This is a genomic window from Yersinia rochesterensis (genome assembly GCF_003600645.1).
GTDB lineage: Bacteria > Pseudomonadota > Gammaproteobacteria > Enterobacterales > Enterobacteriaceae > Yersinia > Yersinia rochesterensis.
The window spans coordinates 2,165,926-2,182,202 of the sequence record NZ_CP032482.1; the positions used below are offsets into that span (position 1 = coordinate 2,165,926).

Consider the following 16,277-nt stretch of genomic DNA (forward strand, 5'->3'; position numbering starts at 1 on the left):
AGTCATTGGTGTTGCAGGTAGGCAGCAAGCAAACGTATCCCGATGAGCTTACACGGGTAAGTGATTCGGGTAAGTGAGAGTAGCTAACACCCCTGCAACGACAAGTACGAAGGATAAAGGTTATTTACCGACCTGATGACCAATAACCCCACCAATAGCAGCACCACCTAACGTCCCTAGTGTACTGCCCGTCAAGACTGCACCGCCAACGGCACCGGCCCCGGCACCAATCGCGGTATTACGGTCACGTTTGGACATGTTAGAACAGGCGGATAGAGATAAAGCCAGAGTGAGTGCCAGCGCGGCAGTAGCAAATCGTTTATTGATTATCATCATAATAATTCTCCAGACAGTGGCTAAATACGGATCGAGCAGGTTATGACCTTCAACGTAAAGGTCTTCAACTTATATGCCCTGAGCTATCCGTATCAGAATGAACTTGCCTAGACTAAGTATAGGCTTTGTATTCATTTTAGCCGAGGTCTTATTCGGTTAGTGTTCAGAATAAAGAACGGCATTTAAGTTTAAATTCAGGATTAATGCTAAAAACTAGGTTTATCACTAATGAAAAATAGTATAAATGTCCGAGAGTTATTTGATAGGTGAATAATCCTAATTTGGCCTAATGTGGGCAGTAATTAAGGATTATCTGAAGCCAAAACTGAATTAACCTCTTGGCACCGCTCAATAAAGCTTCGCTGTATGGGCGTATATCTCTCATACTGCGCTTTCTAGCCGATCCGCACGCAGTTTATAGCTATTTATCCCATACCGATTCTCCCCTGTGGCGCTGAAAATGAGACAAATTCAGTTATTCAGGATATGACCATGCTCAACGAACTGAAGCAGCAGGTACTCGCCGCTAATTTGGCATTACCGCGCCATAATCTGGTCACTTTCACGTGGGGAAATGTCAGTGCCGTCGACCGAAATCGTGGGCTTTTGGTGATTAAACCTTCGGGCGTGGAATATGATGTCATGACGGTTGACGATATGGTGGTCGTGGAGTTGGACAGCGGAAAAGTGGTGGAGGGCAGCAAGAAACCCTCGTCGGATACCGATACTCACCGGGCGCTTTACCTTAATTTCCCACAAATCGGCGGTATTGTTCACACCCATTCACGCCATGCCACCATCTGGGCGCAAGCCGGTTTAGATTTACCCGCCTGGGGCACCACTCATGCGGATTATTTCTATGGCACTATTCCCTGTACCCGTTTGATGACCCCGGAAGAGATTGCTGGTCGTTATGAGTGGGAGACCGGTAATGTCATTGTCGAAACTTTCCAACAACGCGGTATTAAGCCAGAAGATGTGCCCGCCGTTTTAGTGAATTCGCACGGGCCATTTGCCTGGGGAAGCAGTGCTGATAACGCGGTGCACAATGCGGTGGTGTTAGAAGAATTGGCTTATATGGGCATTTTCTCTCGCCAGTTGAACGCGCAATTGGCGGATATGCAGCCGCAATTGTTGGATAAACATTACCTGCGCAAACACGGGAAAAATGCCTATTATGGGCAATAAAAACCGCGTTTGACGGCTGCCCGTGTTTAGTCTTGCACGGGTTTTTCCAACCACAATATGGCGTCACTGATATCGAGCATTTTTGCTTCGATTTGCGTGATGGCGTCATTGATTCCCTGATTGTAAAAATGCGCACCTAACTCACGGCTGATAAATTGCAGTAAAAACTCCGTGTCAAAATCCTCCAACTCAATATTGTGTTCTTGCTCCAGGTAACGCTGAAGTTTGTAGGTCATCCGCTGTGTTTGTTCGCGGGTAAACGTCATCTCTGCCATGAGTATTGCTCCGATTAGGGCGGTTTGATAATGATAACTCAGCCATTACTCGCCCAAAATGTCGACTTGAATTCCTTGCGCCGTCAACTGCTGTTGATAGCACGCGGGCAGGCGATTATCGGTAATCACTCTGCTGATAACTGAGTCAGTGGCCAGCAAATTTTGATGTACCTGACCAAATTTAGAGGCATCCGCCAGGATGATATTTTCGGCACCTTTTGCCAGCACACTGTTAATCACATCGGCGCGTAACATGTCACGGCCGGTGAACCCGCAGTCCATCTGATAGCCATCAATGCCGATAAATGCTTTACTGAAATTCACATGACGCAAACACAGTTGTGTCAATGGGCCGACCATGCTGTCACTTTTCTTCTGATAAATCCCCCCCAATAGAATGACTTCACAGGCGGAGTTTTTTAATTGCCGTGCAATATAACCGCTGACTGTCACCAGCGTGATGGCCGGCCGTTTTGCCAACTGATGGGCCAATAGGGCGTTACTGCTGCCGCTTTCAATAAATATTGTTTCGCCGTCATTGACCAACGAGGCTGCATGATTGGCCAGTTTTTGTTTCATAGAAAAATAGCGCATCATACGAACATCAATATCATCACTTTCAAGGGCAACAGCAGAGCCGTGCACGCGCTTGAGAAAACCCCGTTTCTCCAGCAGATTAAGATCTTGCCGAATAGTCACTTCCGATACCTGGGTCGTTTGCGATAATTCGCTAACGCTAACCCGCTTACGGTCATTCACTTGCTGTAAAATTGTTTGTTGTCTTAGGTTCATAATGAGTCAGCCAAAAATAAACTTTCATTTGAAGTGTAATTCACTTTCGAATGAAAGATGTTTGAGCGAGATCACGTTATTGATTAAGGGTTGCTCTATGATTGCGGCTAACCAGTTTGGCTGCTTTAATCATCACAATCGGAGGTTGTTATGGAGCTTTATCTCGACACAGCAGATGTGGCCGCAGTTAAACGGCTGGCGCGAGTCCTGCCTTTGCAGGGCGTCACCACCAATCCCAGTATTTTGGCTAAAGCGGGCAAACCTATCTGGGAAGTACTCCCTGCACTGCGCGATGCTTTGGGGGGAACAGGTAAACTTTTTGCACAAGTGTTGGCCAGTGACAGCGAGTTGATGGTGTCGGAGGCCGTTTTACTGTCACAGCGGGTTCCCGGTTTGGTTATCAAAGTGCCCGCCACCGCAGAAGGGTTAGCGGCAATCAAAAAGTTGAAAACGATGTCAATCCCGACATTGGGTACGGCGGTTTACGGTGCCGGACAAGGCCTATTATCGGCTTTAGCCGGGGCTGAATATGTTGCCCCTTATGTTAACCGGTTAGATGCCCAGGGCGGCGATGGCATCGCCATGGTGCGCGAATTACAGCAGTTGCTCACCTTACACGCGCCGGGGGCTAAAGTGTTGGCTGCTAGCTTCCGGACGCCACGGCAGGTACTGGATTGCTTACTGGCGGGATGTCAGTCAGTGACTATTCCTGTGGATGTTGCAGAGCAATTTATCAGTACACCGGCGGTTAAAGCCGCAGTTGAACAGTTTGAACATGATTGGCAGGGCGCATTTGGCTCGACAATCTTGAGCTAGAGTTTCATTCACGGACTAATGTTTCATTCACACACTAAAGCATAAAAAAACGCCCTGCTAGAAAATTACAGGGCGTTACGGTGTCACTTGTTAGGGCGGAATAAAACGGCTTTTATCCTAGCAAGGGCATTTCCCCAACTTACCCGCTTCACTCGGGAAACGGGCCTCCAGACAATAACGGTGGAAGTCACGCTCGGTCATGGGCGGTGTCTCGGGATGATGACGGCGCATATGATTGACATAATTGCCATAATCCTGCACTCCCACCATCAAGCGAAAACTTTGTGCCACCCGGCGTGTAATCAGACGTACCCAAGCCCACAACGTGGTCGGGCGAGTTGCTATGGGAACCAGCGGTATGCAGCGTGTAATCTGACGCGGCCCAGCGGATAATGGCCGGTTATGCAACAGATTAGGGTGCTGCCTGCGCAGTGGGATACCTACATTAGCCACGAACAGTCTCCTCACGGAATACAACTTCAGTCTCATGCGTGGTGGGCTTGCTGGATTTCAGCGCGCGCCGAATCACGAAGAAAGATGAAATTAACATCGTCACTGCCACCAGCATAAAGAAGGCGCACAAGGCGGCGTTGATCTGGTTGTTAAACACAATAGTTTCCATGTCCTTAATGCTCTTGGCCGGGGCAATCAATACCCCTTGCTCGACACCCGCCGAGAATTTTTTCGCCTGAGCGAGGAAACCAATACTCGGTTTTTCATGGAAAATCTTCTGCCAGCCTGCCGTCATTGAGGTAATAAACAGCCAAATTGTTGGCAGGATGGTTACCCAAGCATAGCGCTGCTTCTTCATTTTAAACAGGACGACAGTCCCTAAAATCAGCGCCATTGATGCCAGCATTTGGTTACCGATGCCAAACAATGGCCACAGGGTATTGATGCCGCCCAGTGGATCGACCACCCCTTGGTAAACAAAGAAGCCCCAGCAAGCCACGGCCACGGTGGTGCCGGATAAGTTACCCAACCAGGAGCGGTTATTCGCCAGACTCGGCACTACCACCCCCACCAAATCCTGCACCATAAAGCGGCAAGCACGGGTTCCGGCATCAACGGCGGTCAGAATAAACATCGCCTCAAACAGAATGGCGAAGTGATACCAGAATGCCATCATATTGCGGCTATTAAAGACTTCGCTAATGATATGCGCCATCCCGACGGCAAAGGTCGGCGCGCCGCCAGCACGAGACAATATCGAGTTCTCGCCGACATCTTTGGCAACCATAGCCAGAGTTTCAGGAGTGACGACAAATCCCCAGCTGTTGATAGCTAACGCGGCACTTTCTACCGTGGTGCCAATCAGCGCCGCCGGGGAGTTCATCGCAAAATAAACGCCCGGATCAATAACCGATGCACAAATCAGCGCCATAATGGCGACGAATGACTCCATCAGCATCGCGCCATATCCGATAAAGCGAATGTGGCTTTCGCGTTCAATCAGTTTCGGCGTGGTGCCACTGGCAACCAGCGCATGGAAGCCCGAAATCGCGCCACAGGCGATGGTGATAAACAGGAATGGGAACAAGCTGCCGGAGAATACCGGGCCGCTGCCATCAATAAAGCGCGAGACGGCGGGCATTTTCATTTCTGGCATGGCGAACACAATACCCACTGCCAAACCGATAATGACGCCGATTTTCAGGAAGGTCGATAAATAATCTCGCGGTGCCAGCAGCAGCCATACCGGCAGCACGGAGGCAATAAAACCATAAATAACCAGCACCCAAGTTAGGGTAGTGCCGTGTAAGGTGAAGAATGGCCCCCAATAAGGATGAACCGCAATATTCCCACCGTAAATAATTGCCGCCATCATTAACACAAAACCAATTAATGACACTTCGGCAATTTTACCCGGGCGCAGAAAGCGCATATACACGCCCATAAACAGCGCGATTGGGATGGTAGCCGCAATGGTGAACAGACCCCACGGGCTGTCTGCCAAAGCTTTTACCACCACTAAGGCCAGTGCGGACAAGATGATGATCATCACCCCCAATGCGCCTAACATGGTGATAATACCGGCAAAAGCCCCTAATTCTTGTTTTGCCATTTCCCCCAATGAGCGGCCATCGCGGCGGGTGGAGATGAACAGGATCAAGAAGTCCTGCACCGCACCGGCCATCATCACCCCCACCAGAATCCAGATAGTGCCGGGTAAGAAGCCCATTTGTGCGGCTAAAATAGGCCCAACTAGCGGCCCTGCACCAGCAATAGCGGCAAAGTGGTGACCGAAAAGCACCCATTTATTGGTTGGAACATAATCCAGACCATCATTACGCCGCTCAGCGGGGGTTAAACGGCGGTCATCCAGTTCAAAGATATTCTTGGCGATAAACAGGCTGTAAAAACGATAAGCGATGCTGTAACAAGCTACCGATGCAATCACCAACCAGATGGCGTTGACATTCTCGCCTCGGCTCAGTGCCAGCATGGCAAAAGCAAATGCACCAATTAACGCCACGGTCAGCCATATGACGACAGTCTTGACGTTCTTCATGGGGAACAACTCCTTGTTATGTTAGGGGTACCCGTTATATTTCGAGCTACATGTGCGTTGGCTAGGTTCAATCACCCGAATCATTGACCTGGCGTCAACTCATCGGGATTATGAGCCTCAATGAGGCTCACCCTGTGGGCCAGCGCTGGCGCTGTTCAAAATGGTTTACAACCAATTTGTCATTCACTTGCCGCCTTTCTGCAACTCGAATTATTTAGGCTATAGCAATTATCAGCACCTGTTTATGACAAAAGATGCAAACTGCTAGTTAACATAGGAGGTTTAATGTGAAAGAAAAGTAGCGAAAGTGAGAACTGTGATGAGCTAATTGTTTTTTTCTCACCATTGGTATCATTTTCTTACATATTGTGACGGCCACCCGACTGTGCTGATCATGAGGCCAAAGTAATGGGGGCGGGGATGATGAACATAAAAAAGCCGTGGGATGTTGTGCATCACCACGGCTTCTATCCGTCATACTTCAAGCTGCATGTGCGTTGGTTACGCTATCAAACCACTGGGCGGGCAACCACGTTGCGTGTTTCCATTCGCACTTCTGCAATGCGCACTTCAATTTTATCGTTCTGGCTGTAGACCGTTTCACCTTTGATCTGCACGGTGCCAGTTTCCTGGCTGCATACCATTTCATCACGTACCGCGTGAATAAAGGGTGCCGGAATAAAGGCCACTGCGCCGTTATCCAGTAAGCGTACGCGTAGACCACCGCGGGTGACATCAATGATTTCCGCAGGGAAGCGGGTATCTGTGCCAGCCATAGGTTGCAGGTAACGGGCATACAACCAATCCCCGACATCGCGTTCAGCCATGCGATTCAACCGACGGCGTTCAGCTAATTGCACCGTGATTTCATCCTGTGGCTTCTCTGCATGCTGGCCGGTAATAATGGCTTTCAGCAGGCGATGATTGACCATATCGCCGTATTTACGAATTGGCGAGGTCCAGGTGGCGTAAGCTTCAAGCCCCAAACCGAAGTGGGGGCCAGGAACTGTACTGATTTCAGCGAATGTTTGGAAACGACGGATACGGCTGTCGAGGAACTGGGTCGGCAAGGTATCAAGATGACGGCGCAATTCACAGAAACCAGGTAGAGTCAGCAGCGCTTGTGGATCGGCTTCCACCCCATTGGCTTGCAACACATTGGCGGCTTGCTCAACCAGCGCAGGATCAAATCCGGCATGCACGTTATAAATGCCAAAGCCAAGATTATCACGCAGCGCAATAGCGGCGCAGACGTTGGCGGCAATCATGCACTCTTCAACAATGCGGTTAGCAATGCGGCGATGTTCCACAATGATATCCAGCACTTCGCCTTTTTCGCCCAATAGGAAGCGGTAGTCCGGCCGGTCTTTAAACACCAGTGCATGGGCCTGACGCCAATTGCTGCGCGCTTCACAAACACGTTTCAGTAATGTGATTTGTTCTGCAATATCAGCATTTTGCGGCTGCCAGTCACCCTGACCCTCTAACCAGTCAGACACTTCGTCATAGACCAGCTTGGCTTTTGATTCTACCCAAGCGGCTGAGAATTGAATGTCATCACCCAGCGCACCATCAGCGGCAATAGTGACACGGCACACCAATACCGGGCGGCGTTCATTCGGGCGCAGTGAGCAGAGATTGTCGGATAAATCGCGTGGCAGCATCGGGATATTAAAGCCCGGCAGATAGTTGGTAAATGCGCGTTTGCGGGCAATTAAATCCAACTCACTGTTCTCATCGACATAAGCAGTAGGGTCTGCAATGGCAATGGTCAACAACAGAGAACCGTCTCCGTTGTCTTTCACATGCAAGGCGTCATCCATATCTTCGGTGCTGGCGCTATCGATAGTGACAAAATTAAGCGCAGTCAAATCTTCACGTTGCAGATTGGCATCATGCAGAGCTGATTCCACCATCGCTGGCGCTTCACGCTCCAGATTATGGCGCGCTAATGTGACCCACCAAGGCACGAAATGATCTTCACCATCAGTAATAAAAGCAGTCAGATCAGCATTAAAAGCCCGGTCACCTTTTAATGGATGGCGGCGCATTTCGGCTACGGCCCAATCACCGGTTTGGAAATCGTGCGTCAGTTCGCGCACCGGACGACATTGAATGGCATCGCGCAGCAGAGGATGGTCAGGGACGATAGACAGGCGGTCATCTTTTCGTTGCACACGGCCAACAAAGCGCGATAAAAATGGCTCAACCAGGGTTTCCGGCTCAGCAATTTCACGATCTTTATCGGTATGAAGGGTCGCAATAATGCGATCGCCATGCATGACTTTTTTCATCTGTGGCGGCGGAATAAAGTAACTTTTCTGCCCGTCTACCTCAAGAAAGCCAAAGCCTTTCTCAGTACCTTTAACGACGCCTTCGACGCGCGGAGTCTGAGTGTGAAGTTGCTGTTTTAGCTGCGCCAGCAGCGGGTTATCTTGAAACATATCGTCCAGTGAATGGTCTAGTAAGTGGGATTAATCCGGCTGACAGTTTTACGCGAATCAGCCCCATCGGGCAAGCGGCATATCATTTTGTAGAGGAATTCCCTATTAAAGGCAGGGGTATGTATGGTGCCTTTTGTCAGCCGTGATCCACAATAATTGGCCCCGACGAATCAGGGCCGTATTCAAGCAATGCGCAGTGTTTGCGGCTGTTGCCAACGGCGCACGGTCACCGGCACGGATTTTGAGGTGGGTGTGTGGGTCTCATCACCAAAGCTGGACAAGGGCACCAGCGGGTTGGTTTCAGGGTAATAGGCCGCCAGATTCCCGCGCGGAATATCATAGCTCACCAGTTTGAATCCACTGACTTTTCGGGTGATTCCGTCATTCCACAGGGTTTCAATTTCGACTAAATCACCATCTTCCAAGGCCAGCTCGGCCAAATCTTGTGGGTTAATAAACAGCACTTCCCGTTGACCGTACACCCCGCGATAGCGGTCATCGAGGCCATAAATGGTGGTGTTGTATTGGTCATGCGAGCGCAAGGTTTGCAGCACAAAGGGAACGGGCACGCCAGCAATCTGCGGGAACAAACTCTCTGGCAATATGGATGCGCAAAACTCGGCTTTACCACTGGGGGTGGCAAATTGCATGTCGGCAGCGGCACTGCCCAGATAGAAGCCACCCGGTTGCTCGCAACGGGCATTGAAATCATCAAAGCCGGGAGTAGTGGCGGCAATATGGTCGCGAATTAAGTTGTAATCATCGGCTAATGCCAGCCAATTCAGCGCTTTACCTTCAGCGGGTTTTTGAGCAAAAACCGCGTTAGCGATACCGCAAACAATAGCCGTTTCAGCGTATTGAGTCTCCGCCAGCGGTTTACCCACGCCCTCAGAGGCATGCACCATGCTAAATGAATCTTCTACTGTAATAAATTGCGAACCGCTGGCTTGCATATCGCGCTCTGTGCGGCCCAATGTTGGCAGGATCAGGGCTTCAGTGCCGGTAATCAGGTGGCTGCGATTCAGTTTGGTGCTGATATGCACAGTTAGGTCACAACGGCGCAATGCTTGCGCGGTGCGCGCGGTATCCGGAGCAGCGGCGGCTAAATTACCCCCCAGGGCAATCAACACGTTAACTTCACCGCGCAGCATCGCCTCCAGCGCTTCCACAGTATTATGGCCGGCGGCTTGCGGTGGGGTGAAACCAAAATGCTGGCCTAAGCGCGCTAACATCGCGGCAGAGGGTTTTTCATCAATCCCCATGGTACGGTTGCCTTGCACATTACTGTGGCCGCGAACCGGGCATAAACCGGCACCGGGTTTGCCTAACTGACCAAACAACAGTTGCAGGTTGGCTAACTCTCTGACGGTTATCACCGAGTGTTTATGCTGGGTGATACCCATCGCCCACGTCAAAATCACCCGATCTGCATGCTGATAAATATCTGCCGCGTGGCGTATTTGCTCCTCCGTTAGGCCCGATTGCTGGGTAATCTGCGCCCATGAGGTACTATCAACCGCCGCCAGATAATCATCAATTCCTTGGGTGTGCGTAACAATAAAGGTTTCATCGAATAAGCCGGGCAACCCTTGTACCCGTTGATGGCGATGGGTTTCCAGTAGCGCTTTCACCATACCGCGCACTGCCGCCATATCACCGCCAAGGTTTGGCTGAAAATAGGCAGAACTGATCGGCGAGGATTTTGGCGTCAACATTTCAATCGGATTTTGTGGGTCAGCAAAACGTTCTAACCCGCGTTCGCGCAAGGTATTGAAGCTGACAATCCGCGCCCCGCGGTCTTTTGCATGGCGCAAACTGTGTAACATTCTTGGGTGATTAGTGCCCGGATTCTGCCCGAAGACAAAAATGGCATCAGCTAGCTCAAAATCCTGCATACGAATGGTGCCTTTACCCACCCCAATACTCTGTTTCAGCCCAGTGCCACTGGCTTCATGGCACATATTTGAGCAATCTGGGAAGTTATTTGTCCCCAAAATGCGGCCAAATAGCTGATAAAGGTAGGAAGCTTCATTACTGGCGCGGCCTGAGGTATACAGCTCCAATTGATTTGGACTATCCAGCCCATTAATATGCTTAGCAATTAATTCAAGGGCGCTTTCCCAACTGATCGGTTGATAGCGGTCAGTGTCGGGGTTATAGCGCATAGGGTGAGTAATTCGCCCTTGATATTCAAGGAAATAGTCACTTTGTTGGCGCAGCGTCGTAAGGCTATGTTCAGCAAAAAACTCCGGCTCCACCGCCTTGCGAGTGGCTTCCCAACTGACCGCTTTAGCCCCATTCTCACAAAAACTGAAAGTGCTGTGATTGTCATCTCCCCATGCGCAGCCGGGGCAGTCAAAGCCTTTAACCTGATTGACGCGTAACAGGTTACGGATATTTTTCAATGCTTGCTTGCTGTCGAGCACAAAGCGCGTGGTTGCTTCAAGAGAACCCCAGCCACCAGCCGCGCCAGTGTAGGGTTTTATGGTCGATTTAAATTTCATCATGATACGCCGCAGGTGTTTTTATTGTTTCAAGTTGGTAGCTAAATCATTAACAACTTGATGCTATTTTGTCACAAGTCTAGTGGGGCGCGGCTCTGACGTCTAATCGAAACCGGCAATCGCGGCATAGAGGGGGCCTATCACTGGTTGGTTAGCTGGGCGCTATGGCATTACATATGAGGGCATTTATTCAGTATGAGACCCTAACTAAGTCTATAAATAATAAAATTGATTATGCTTAAAATATAGATTTAATTTAAATTATTAATTTGCTAATCAATTTATGAAAGGAAATGAGATTGTTTTATTAAAATCCTATTTAATCAAATAAATTAATCACTTTAATGATATTTTCGTCTTGATTGTTCGCTTCGTTAGATTATTAGACTGATATTTATCTTATAACAGTCTAATCATCTGGTTTAAATGATGGAAATATTATTTAACTGCTCTACTATTGAATAACAGACAGTTTAGCTTGTTTAATATAAGACTAAATATAAATAACCCAAAGTAGCTACTATTATACTTAAACCATGTTGCTGTGTTCGCTGGTTTATCACATCTCATTACAAACACCATGTGATTAAAATTCATGAAGATATAAGTGCGAAATGGCATTTTATATCTTCATGATGGTCATTCTAAAAAACAAATAATAATAACAGTGATGTTCACGTTACTGTTGAAATATAAAGGCGAATTTTACCTGCCTTTACTCGTCTATACCCCTAATGATTTAGGTGAGGATAATACAATGACACAAACCCAACTGGCTATTGATAATGTCTTGGCGAGTGCTGAAAGCACAGTGAAAATTAATGAGTTACCAGAAGTTGTCCTGGACTTTATTACCGGGGAACAAACAGGTGTTGCGCGCTCTGGGGGCATTTTCACCAAAGAGGACTTAATTAACCTTAAGCTTTATGTCAGGAAGGGACTCTCTTTACCCATCAAGCAGGATGAAGTGGAAACTTACCTTGGATATAAAAAAATAGATATTCCTGGTCTTGAACCGACAGATATTAAAGTTTTATTTGATGAGATTCATAATCATGCATTAAATTGGAACGATGTTGAACAAGGCGTATTGCAACAGAGTCTGGACTTGGATGTTGCCGCCAAGAATATCGTCAGCACGGGTGATGAAATTATCAATGTGATAAATCAAATGCCAATAACAGTGCGAGTCAAAACCTTGCTGGGTGATATTACAGATAAACAGTTGGAAAATATCACTTATGAATCTGCTGATCATGAAATAGCCACAGCATTAAAAGATATACTTGATGACATGAAGACAGATATCAATAGACATCAGAAAACAACTGAAAATATTAGGAAAAAGGTATCAAATTATAGAATAACCTTGACTGGCGGTGAACTATCATCGGGAAATAAAGTGAATGGATTGGAGCCGCAGGTCAAAGCAAAATATGACCTGATGGAAAAAAACAACATGAGAAAGTCAATAAAGGAATTAGATGAAAAAATAAAAGAGAAGAAACAGAGAATTGAGCAGTTAAAAAAAGATTACGATAAGTTTGTCGGTCTATCTTTTACCGGGGCCGCCGGGGGCATAATAGGTATTGCTATTACTGGTGGGATCTTTGGTGCCAAAGCCGAAAAAGCCAGGAAAGAAAAGAATGCATTAATCCATGAAGTTTCTGAATTAGAAGCGAAAGTTAGCCATCAAAGAACATTGCAAAGCTCGTTAGAGACACTTTCTCTGTTATTCAGTGATATTGGCATTCGGATGGTGGATGCCGAGTCTGCACTTAACCATCTGGATTTTATGTGGTTATCTGTTCTCAATCAAATCAATGAGTCTCAGACGCAGTTCAGTACGATTAACAATGCATTGCGCCTGACTAGCTTTGTTAATAAATTCCAGCAGGTGATTACACCATGGAAAAGTGTCGCAGACTCGGCCCTCCAGCTGGTGCATATATTTGATGAAGCAATAAACGAATATAAAAAAGTATATGGCTAATCCATTTCACCCTGTTTAATCATTTATTATGAGGATTATCACTATGGCTGAAATAAGCACATTTCCGCACAGTGCCCTGAATTACCCAGACGTTAACATTAAAGCTCTGAACCAAGGGGTTAAAAATATATCACATCTTGCTCAGTTGAAAACGGAAGGCATCGAAGTATTACAGGAAAAAGCGTTACGAGTCAGTTTATATTCACAAAGGTTGGATGTTAATGTGCGCGAGTCACTATCAAGTCTACAGGTTAAATTGAAAAATACGCTGGCACAAACCTATTTTACTACCCTGGAGGAAATCGACGAGGCACTTGGAAGTAATGATATTGATGAAGAAAGTAAATCTGAAATGCGTAAAGAACGCCTTGATTTGATTAAAAGTTTGGGTAATGACATCGCTCAACTGAGGAAACTCTTTATCGAAAAAGCGGAGTTACTCGATAAATCGGCTGCTGATCTTCATAATGTAGTCATTATTGAGGGAACCGATAAAGTCTTGCAAGCTGAACAATTACGCCAGAAACAACTGACAGAGGATGTCGGTATAAAAAAACTGGAAATAAAAGAGATAGAGAAAAAAAGGGATAAAATAATAGAAGCTATGGATGTTATCCGTGAGCATAATCTAATTGATGCATTTAAAGATCTTATTCCGACAGGAGAAAATCTAAGTGAATTAGATCTGGCCAAACCTGAACTGGAGTTGATTAAACAGTCATTAGAAATTACCAAAAAAGTATTGGGGCAGTTTTCTGCGGGTTTAAAATATATAGATTTAACTGAAGCACGGAAAAAACTGGATAACCAAATAGATACAATTTCCACCCGTTTAACAGAGCTAAATCATCAGTTAGAAAAATCAGATAAGTTAGTTTCTGGTATTAACGCTGTCATTAAAATTGATAAAGAGAAAAGTGCTGTTGTTGCTGAAGCTGAAAAACTTAGCCACGCATGGCATATTTTTATTAATGAGATAACGGCATTGCAGGGTACTGCACTGAATGAAATTGGGCTATCTAAGCCACTAATAAAACAACAGAGTTATTTAGAGTCATTAATCAAACAGTTCGTTCAGTTATAACACAATGAGTGCTGTTCTAGAATGGTAATGACTCATTTAAGCCGATGCTCACTTAAATGATATTTTATTTCACTGACACTTTCGAGGTTAACTATGCCTAAATATATGGTTCAATCAATGGATTCTGGCACGTTGGGTAAAGTAAAATATTATCGTAAACAGACGATAGATCATCCTAATCACAAAGAGACAGGGGCATTTACCCAAGCGGCTAAAGATGCTTATGCCAGTAGTAAGAATATTAATGCTAAACAGGTGGAGGTCGGCAGTTTTATGAGTGGTCAGCCTGAACCTAGCAATGCAGTATCAGTGTAGCCGGCAGCCTATTTAAATCACCAGTCCAGCCTATTTTGCTGGGCCTGGTGATTAATGTTCAGGATAGACTTTCTCTTTAAACTCGCATAAGTCTTCAATAATGCATGAGCCACAGCGCGGCTTACGAGCAACACAGGTGTAGCGACCATGCAGAATAAGCCAGTGGTGACAGTCCAGTTTAAATTCAGCCGGAACCACTTTGAGTAACTTGGTTTCAACCTGATCCACATTACTACCGGGGGCAAAACCGGTACGGTTACATACGCGGAATATATGGGTATCAACCGCAATGGTAGGCCAGCCAAAGGCGGTATTCAGCACCACATTGGCTGTTTTGCGGCCCACACCTGGCAACGCTTCAAGTGCAGCGCGATCCTCTGGCACTTCGCCTTGATGTTTTTCCAGCAATATCCGACAGGTTTTAATCACATTTTCGGCTTTGGTATTAAATAGACCAATAGTTTTAATATATGATTTGAGGCCATCAACACCCAGATCCAGCATAGCCTGTGGAGTGTTAGCTACCGGATAGAGCTTGGCAGTGGCTTTATTGACACTGACATCAGTTGCTTGCGCCGATAAAAGTACCGAAATCAATAACTCAAAGGGCGTGCTATAGACTAACTCGGTCGTGGGGTGTGGGTCGTTATCCCGCAGGCGAGTCAAAATAGCGACGCGTTTTTCTTTATTCATAAGACTTTCTCTACCACGATATCCCGAGCCTGTGGCGCAGCCGCTAATGCTTTGGCTTTGCGCGCTTTCATTTTTTCATCAATCACATATTTACCGGCTAACAGTAAACCTAAGCCGATAAAAGCGCCCGGTGGCAACATGGCTAACAGGAACGGGCTGTCCAGATGCAAGACGTCAATGCGCAACACTTTTGCCCAGCTTCCGAGCAGCATATCTGCGCCATCAAACAAGGTGCCGTTACCCAAAATTTCACGTAGTGAACCCAAGACAAATAAGGCGCAAGTTGCTCCCAGCCCCATCGCGAGGCCATCCAGTGCAGATAATCCCACTGGATTTTTAGCGGCATAGGCTTCCGCCCGGCCAATCACAATGCAGTTGGTTACAATCAATGGGATGAATATTCCAAGAGACTGATATAAGTCAAAGGCATAGGCGTTAATCAGCATTTGGACGGTACTGACCACTGACGCAATAATCATGACGTAAATAGGAATGCGGATTTCATTCGGCACCCAGCGGCGTAACGCCGATACTGCTGTGTTGGTGCACACTAATACCAGCGTGGTGGCCAACCCTAAGCCCAGTGCGTTGGTTGCCGTTGATGAGACGGCCAGCAGGGGGCAGAGGCCCAGCAGTTGCACTAATGCCGAGTTATTTTTCCATAGCCCTTGGGCGAAGAGGTCTTTTGCTTCACTCATTGATTTTCTCCACAGGCGGGCAAACTATCAAGTTTTGCTGGCAGAGTTTCTAAAAATAGCGCGGTATTTTTCACCGCCTGAACCACTGCTCTGGGGGTAATGGTCGCACCGGTAAACTGATCAAAATCACCCCCGTCTTTTTTCACCGCCCAGCGCTTATCTTGTTCACTTTCTACCTGTTGACCACTGAAATGACTTATCCAATCAGAAATGCGGATATCAATTTTATCACCCAGACCGGGGGTTTCGTGATGTTCGACTACTCGGCTGCCTAGTACGTTACCGCGAAAATCTGCCCCAACCAATAATTGAATAGCACCGGAATAGCCATCTGGTGCGGTAGTTTCAATGGCGGCGGCGACCGGCTGACCCTCTTTGCGTGCCAGATAAAGGCGGTGAGGGGCCATATTACCTAATGCAGGATTTGTGACAACGTAACATTCAGCTTGCATGTCATTGTCATAATACTCAGCGGGAACAACCTGATCCAGCAAGGCTTTTTGCTGTAGCGCCGCCTGATGGACAATGGTGGTTTCGGTCAGGGCATTAACTACTGCCGTCAAGCCAGTGGCACCGGCAGCAAACAGTGCCAGAGTGATGCCGTGACGCCTCATGGTGTTTAGCATA

General features: G+C 47.2%; 15 protein-coding genes. 5 read left to right on the forward strand and 10 right to left on the reverse strand.

Annotation, left to right across the window (positions count from 1 at the left end):
- Positions 1-120 precede the first annotated feature (120 nt).
- Positions 121-336 (reverse strand): osmotically-inducible lipoprotein OsmB, encoded by a 216-nt coding sequence (osmB, locus tag DXZ79_RS10165; protein WP_002210611.1) that lies wholly within the window; start codon positions 334-336, stop codon positions 121-123.
- A gap of 492 nt (positions 337-828) precedes the next feature.
- Here osmB and araD point away from each other — a divergent pair, with 492 nt between their 5' ends.
- Positions 829-1,524 carry an L-ribulose-5-phosphate 4-epimerase gene (gene araD, locus DXZ79_RS10170; RefSeq protein ID WP_038633041.1) on the forward strand — a complete coding sequence of 232 codons (696 nt, stop codon included), beginning with the start codon at positions 829-831 and terminating at the stop codon, positions 1,522-1,524.
- A 26-nt stretch (positions 1,525-1,550) separates the two neighbouring features.
- Here the strand turns inward: araD and DXZ79_RS10175 are convergent, their stop codons facing one another.
- A complete protein-coding gene (locus DXZ79_RS10175) occupies positions 1,551-1,799 on the reverse strand; it encodes a DUF2164 domain-containing protein (protein ID WP_038633039.1) in 249 nt (82 codons plus the stop codon).
- Positions 1,800-1,844: 45 nt separating this feature from the next.
- Positions 1,845-2,591 carry a DeoR/GlpR family DNA-binding transcription regulator gene (locus tag DXZ79_RS10180; protein ID WP_038633036.1) on the reverse strand — a complete coding sequence of 249 codons (747 nt, stop codon included), beginning with the start codon at positions 2,589-2,591 and terminating at the stop codon, positions 1,845-1,847.
- Positions 2,592-2,741: 150 nt separating this feature from the next.
- On the opposite strand from DXZ79_RS10180, the gene fsa reads away from it, so the two are divergent.
- Entirely contained in the window at positions 2,742-3,407 is a 666-nt protein-coding gene (fsa, locus tag DXZ79_RS10185) for a fructose-6-phosphate aldolase (protein ID WP_038633033.1), read from the forward strand.
- A 117-nt stretch (positions 3,408-3,524) separates the two neighbouring features.
- Here fsa and DXZ79_RS10190 read toward each other — a convergent pair whose 3' ends face one another.
- The 4 genes from DXZ79_RS10190 to DXZ79_RS10205 form a co-directional block, all read right to left on the reverse strand.
- Positions 3,525-3,860 (reverse strand): YbdD/YjiX family protein, encoded by a 336-nt coding sequence (locus DXZ79_RS10190; protein WP_038633030.1) that lies wholly within the window; start codon positions 3,858-3,860, stop codon positions 3,525-3,527.
- Positions 3,853-5,919: a carbon starvation CstA family protein gene (locus DXZ79_RS10195; RefSeq protein WP_120011255.1), complete on the reverse strand. Its 2,067-nt coding sequence runs from the start codon at positions 5,917-5,919 to the stop codon at positions 3,853-3,855. The genes DXZ79_RS10190 and DXZ79_RS10195 overlap by 8 nt, the downstream gene beginning before the upstream one ends.
- A 509-nt stretch (positions 5,920-6,428) precedes the next feature.
- Positions 6,429-8,363, reverse strand: coding sequence for an exoribonuclease II (locus DXZ79_RS10200; RefSeq protein WP_050291735.1), 1,935 nt, complete (start codon positions 8,361-8,363; stop codon positions 6,429-6,431).
- Between the two features lie 182 nt (positions 8,364-8,545).
- Entirely contained in the window at positions 8,546-10,867 is a 2,322-nt protein-coding gene (locus DXZ79_RS10205; protein ID WP_120011256.1) for an FdhF/YdeP family oxidoreductase, read from the reverse strand.
- A 757-nt stretch (positions 10,868-11,624) separates the two neighbouring features.
- Between DXZ79_RS10205 and DXZ79_RS10210 the strand changes: the two genes are divergently transcribed.
- The 3 genes from DXZ79_RS10210 to DXZ79_RS10220 all read left to right on the forward strand — a co-directional run bounded on the left by DXZ79_RS10210 (position 11,625) and on the right by DXZ79_RS10220 (position 14,259).
- Positions 11,625-12,860, forward strand: coding sequence for an alpha-xenorhabdolysin family binary toxin subunit A (locus tag DXZ79_RS10210; protein WP_038639531.1), 1,236 nt, complete (start codon positions 11,625-11,627; stop codon positions 12,858-12,860).
- A gap of 43 nt (positions 12,861-12,903) precedes the next feature.
- Positions 12,904-13,944 (forward strand): alpha-xenorhabdolysin family binary toxin subunit B, encoded by a 1,041-nt coding sequence (locus DXZ79_RS10215; RefSeq protein ID WP_050291733.1) that lies wholly within the window; start codon positions 12,904-12,906, stop codon positions 13,942-13,944.
- 93 nt (positions 13,945-14,037) lie between these two features.
- The gene (locus tag DXZ79_RS10220; RefSeq protein WP_038633019.1) at positions 14,038-14,259 is read left to right on the forward strand and encodes a hypothetical protein; all 222 of its coding nucleotides are present in this window, start codon (positions 14,038-14,040) and stop codon (positions 14,257-14,259) included.
- A 51-nt stretch (positions 14,260-14,310) separates the two neighbouring features.
- On the opposite strand, the gene nth is transcribed toward DXZ79_RS10220, so the two are convergent.
- Genes nth through rsxG form a run of 3 tightly spaced genes read right to left on the reverse strand, consistent with a single transcriptional unit; the run spans position 14,311 to position 16,276 of the window.
- Positions 14,311-14,952: an endonuclease III gene (gene nth / locus DXZ79_RS10225; protein ID WP_038633016.1), complete on the reverse strand. Its 642-nt coding sequence runs from the start codon at positions 14,950-14,952 to the stop codon at positions 14,311-14,313.
- Positions 14,949-15,650 (reverse strand): electron transport complex subunit E, encoded by a 702-nt coding sequence (locus DXZ79_RS10230; protein ID WP_120011257.1) that lies wholly within the window; start codon positions 15,648-15,650, stop codon positions 14,949-14,951. Before DXZ79_RS10230 ends, nth begins: the two co-directional genes overlap by 4 nt.
- Entirely contained in the window at positions 15,647-16,276 is a 630-nt protein-coding gene (gene rsxG / locus DXZ79_RS10235; RefSeq protein WP_050291732.1) for an electron transport complex subunit RsxG, read from the reverse strand. The genes DXZ79_RS10230 and rsxG overlap by 4 nt, the downstream gene beginning before the upstream one ends.
- Position 16,277: the final 1 nt, after the last annotated feature.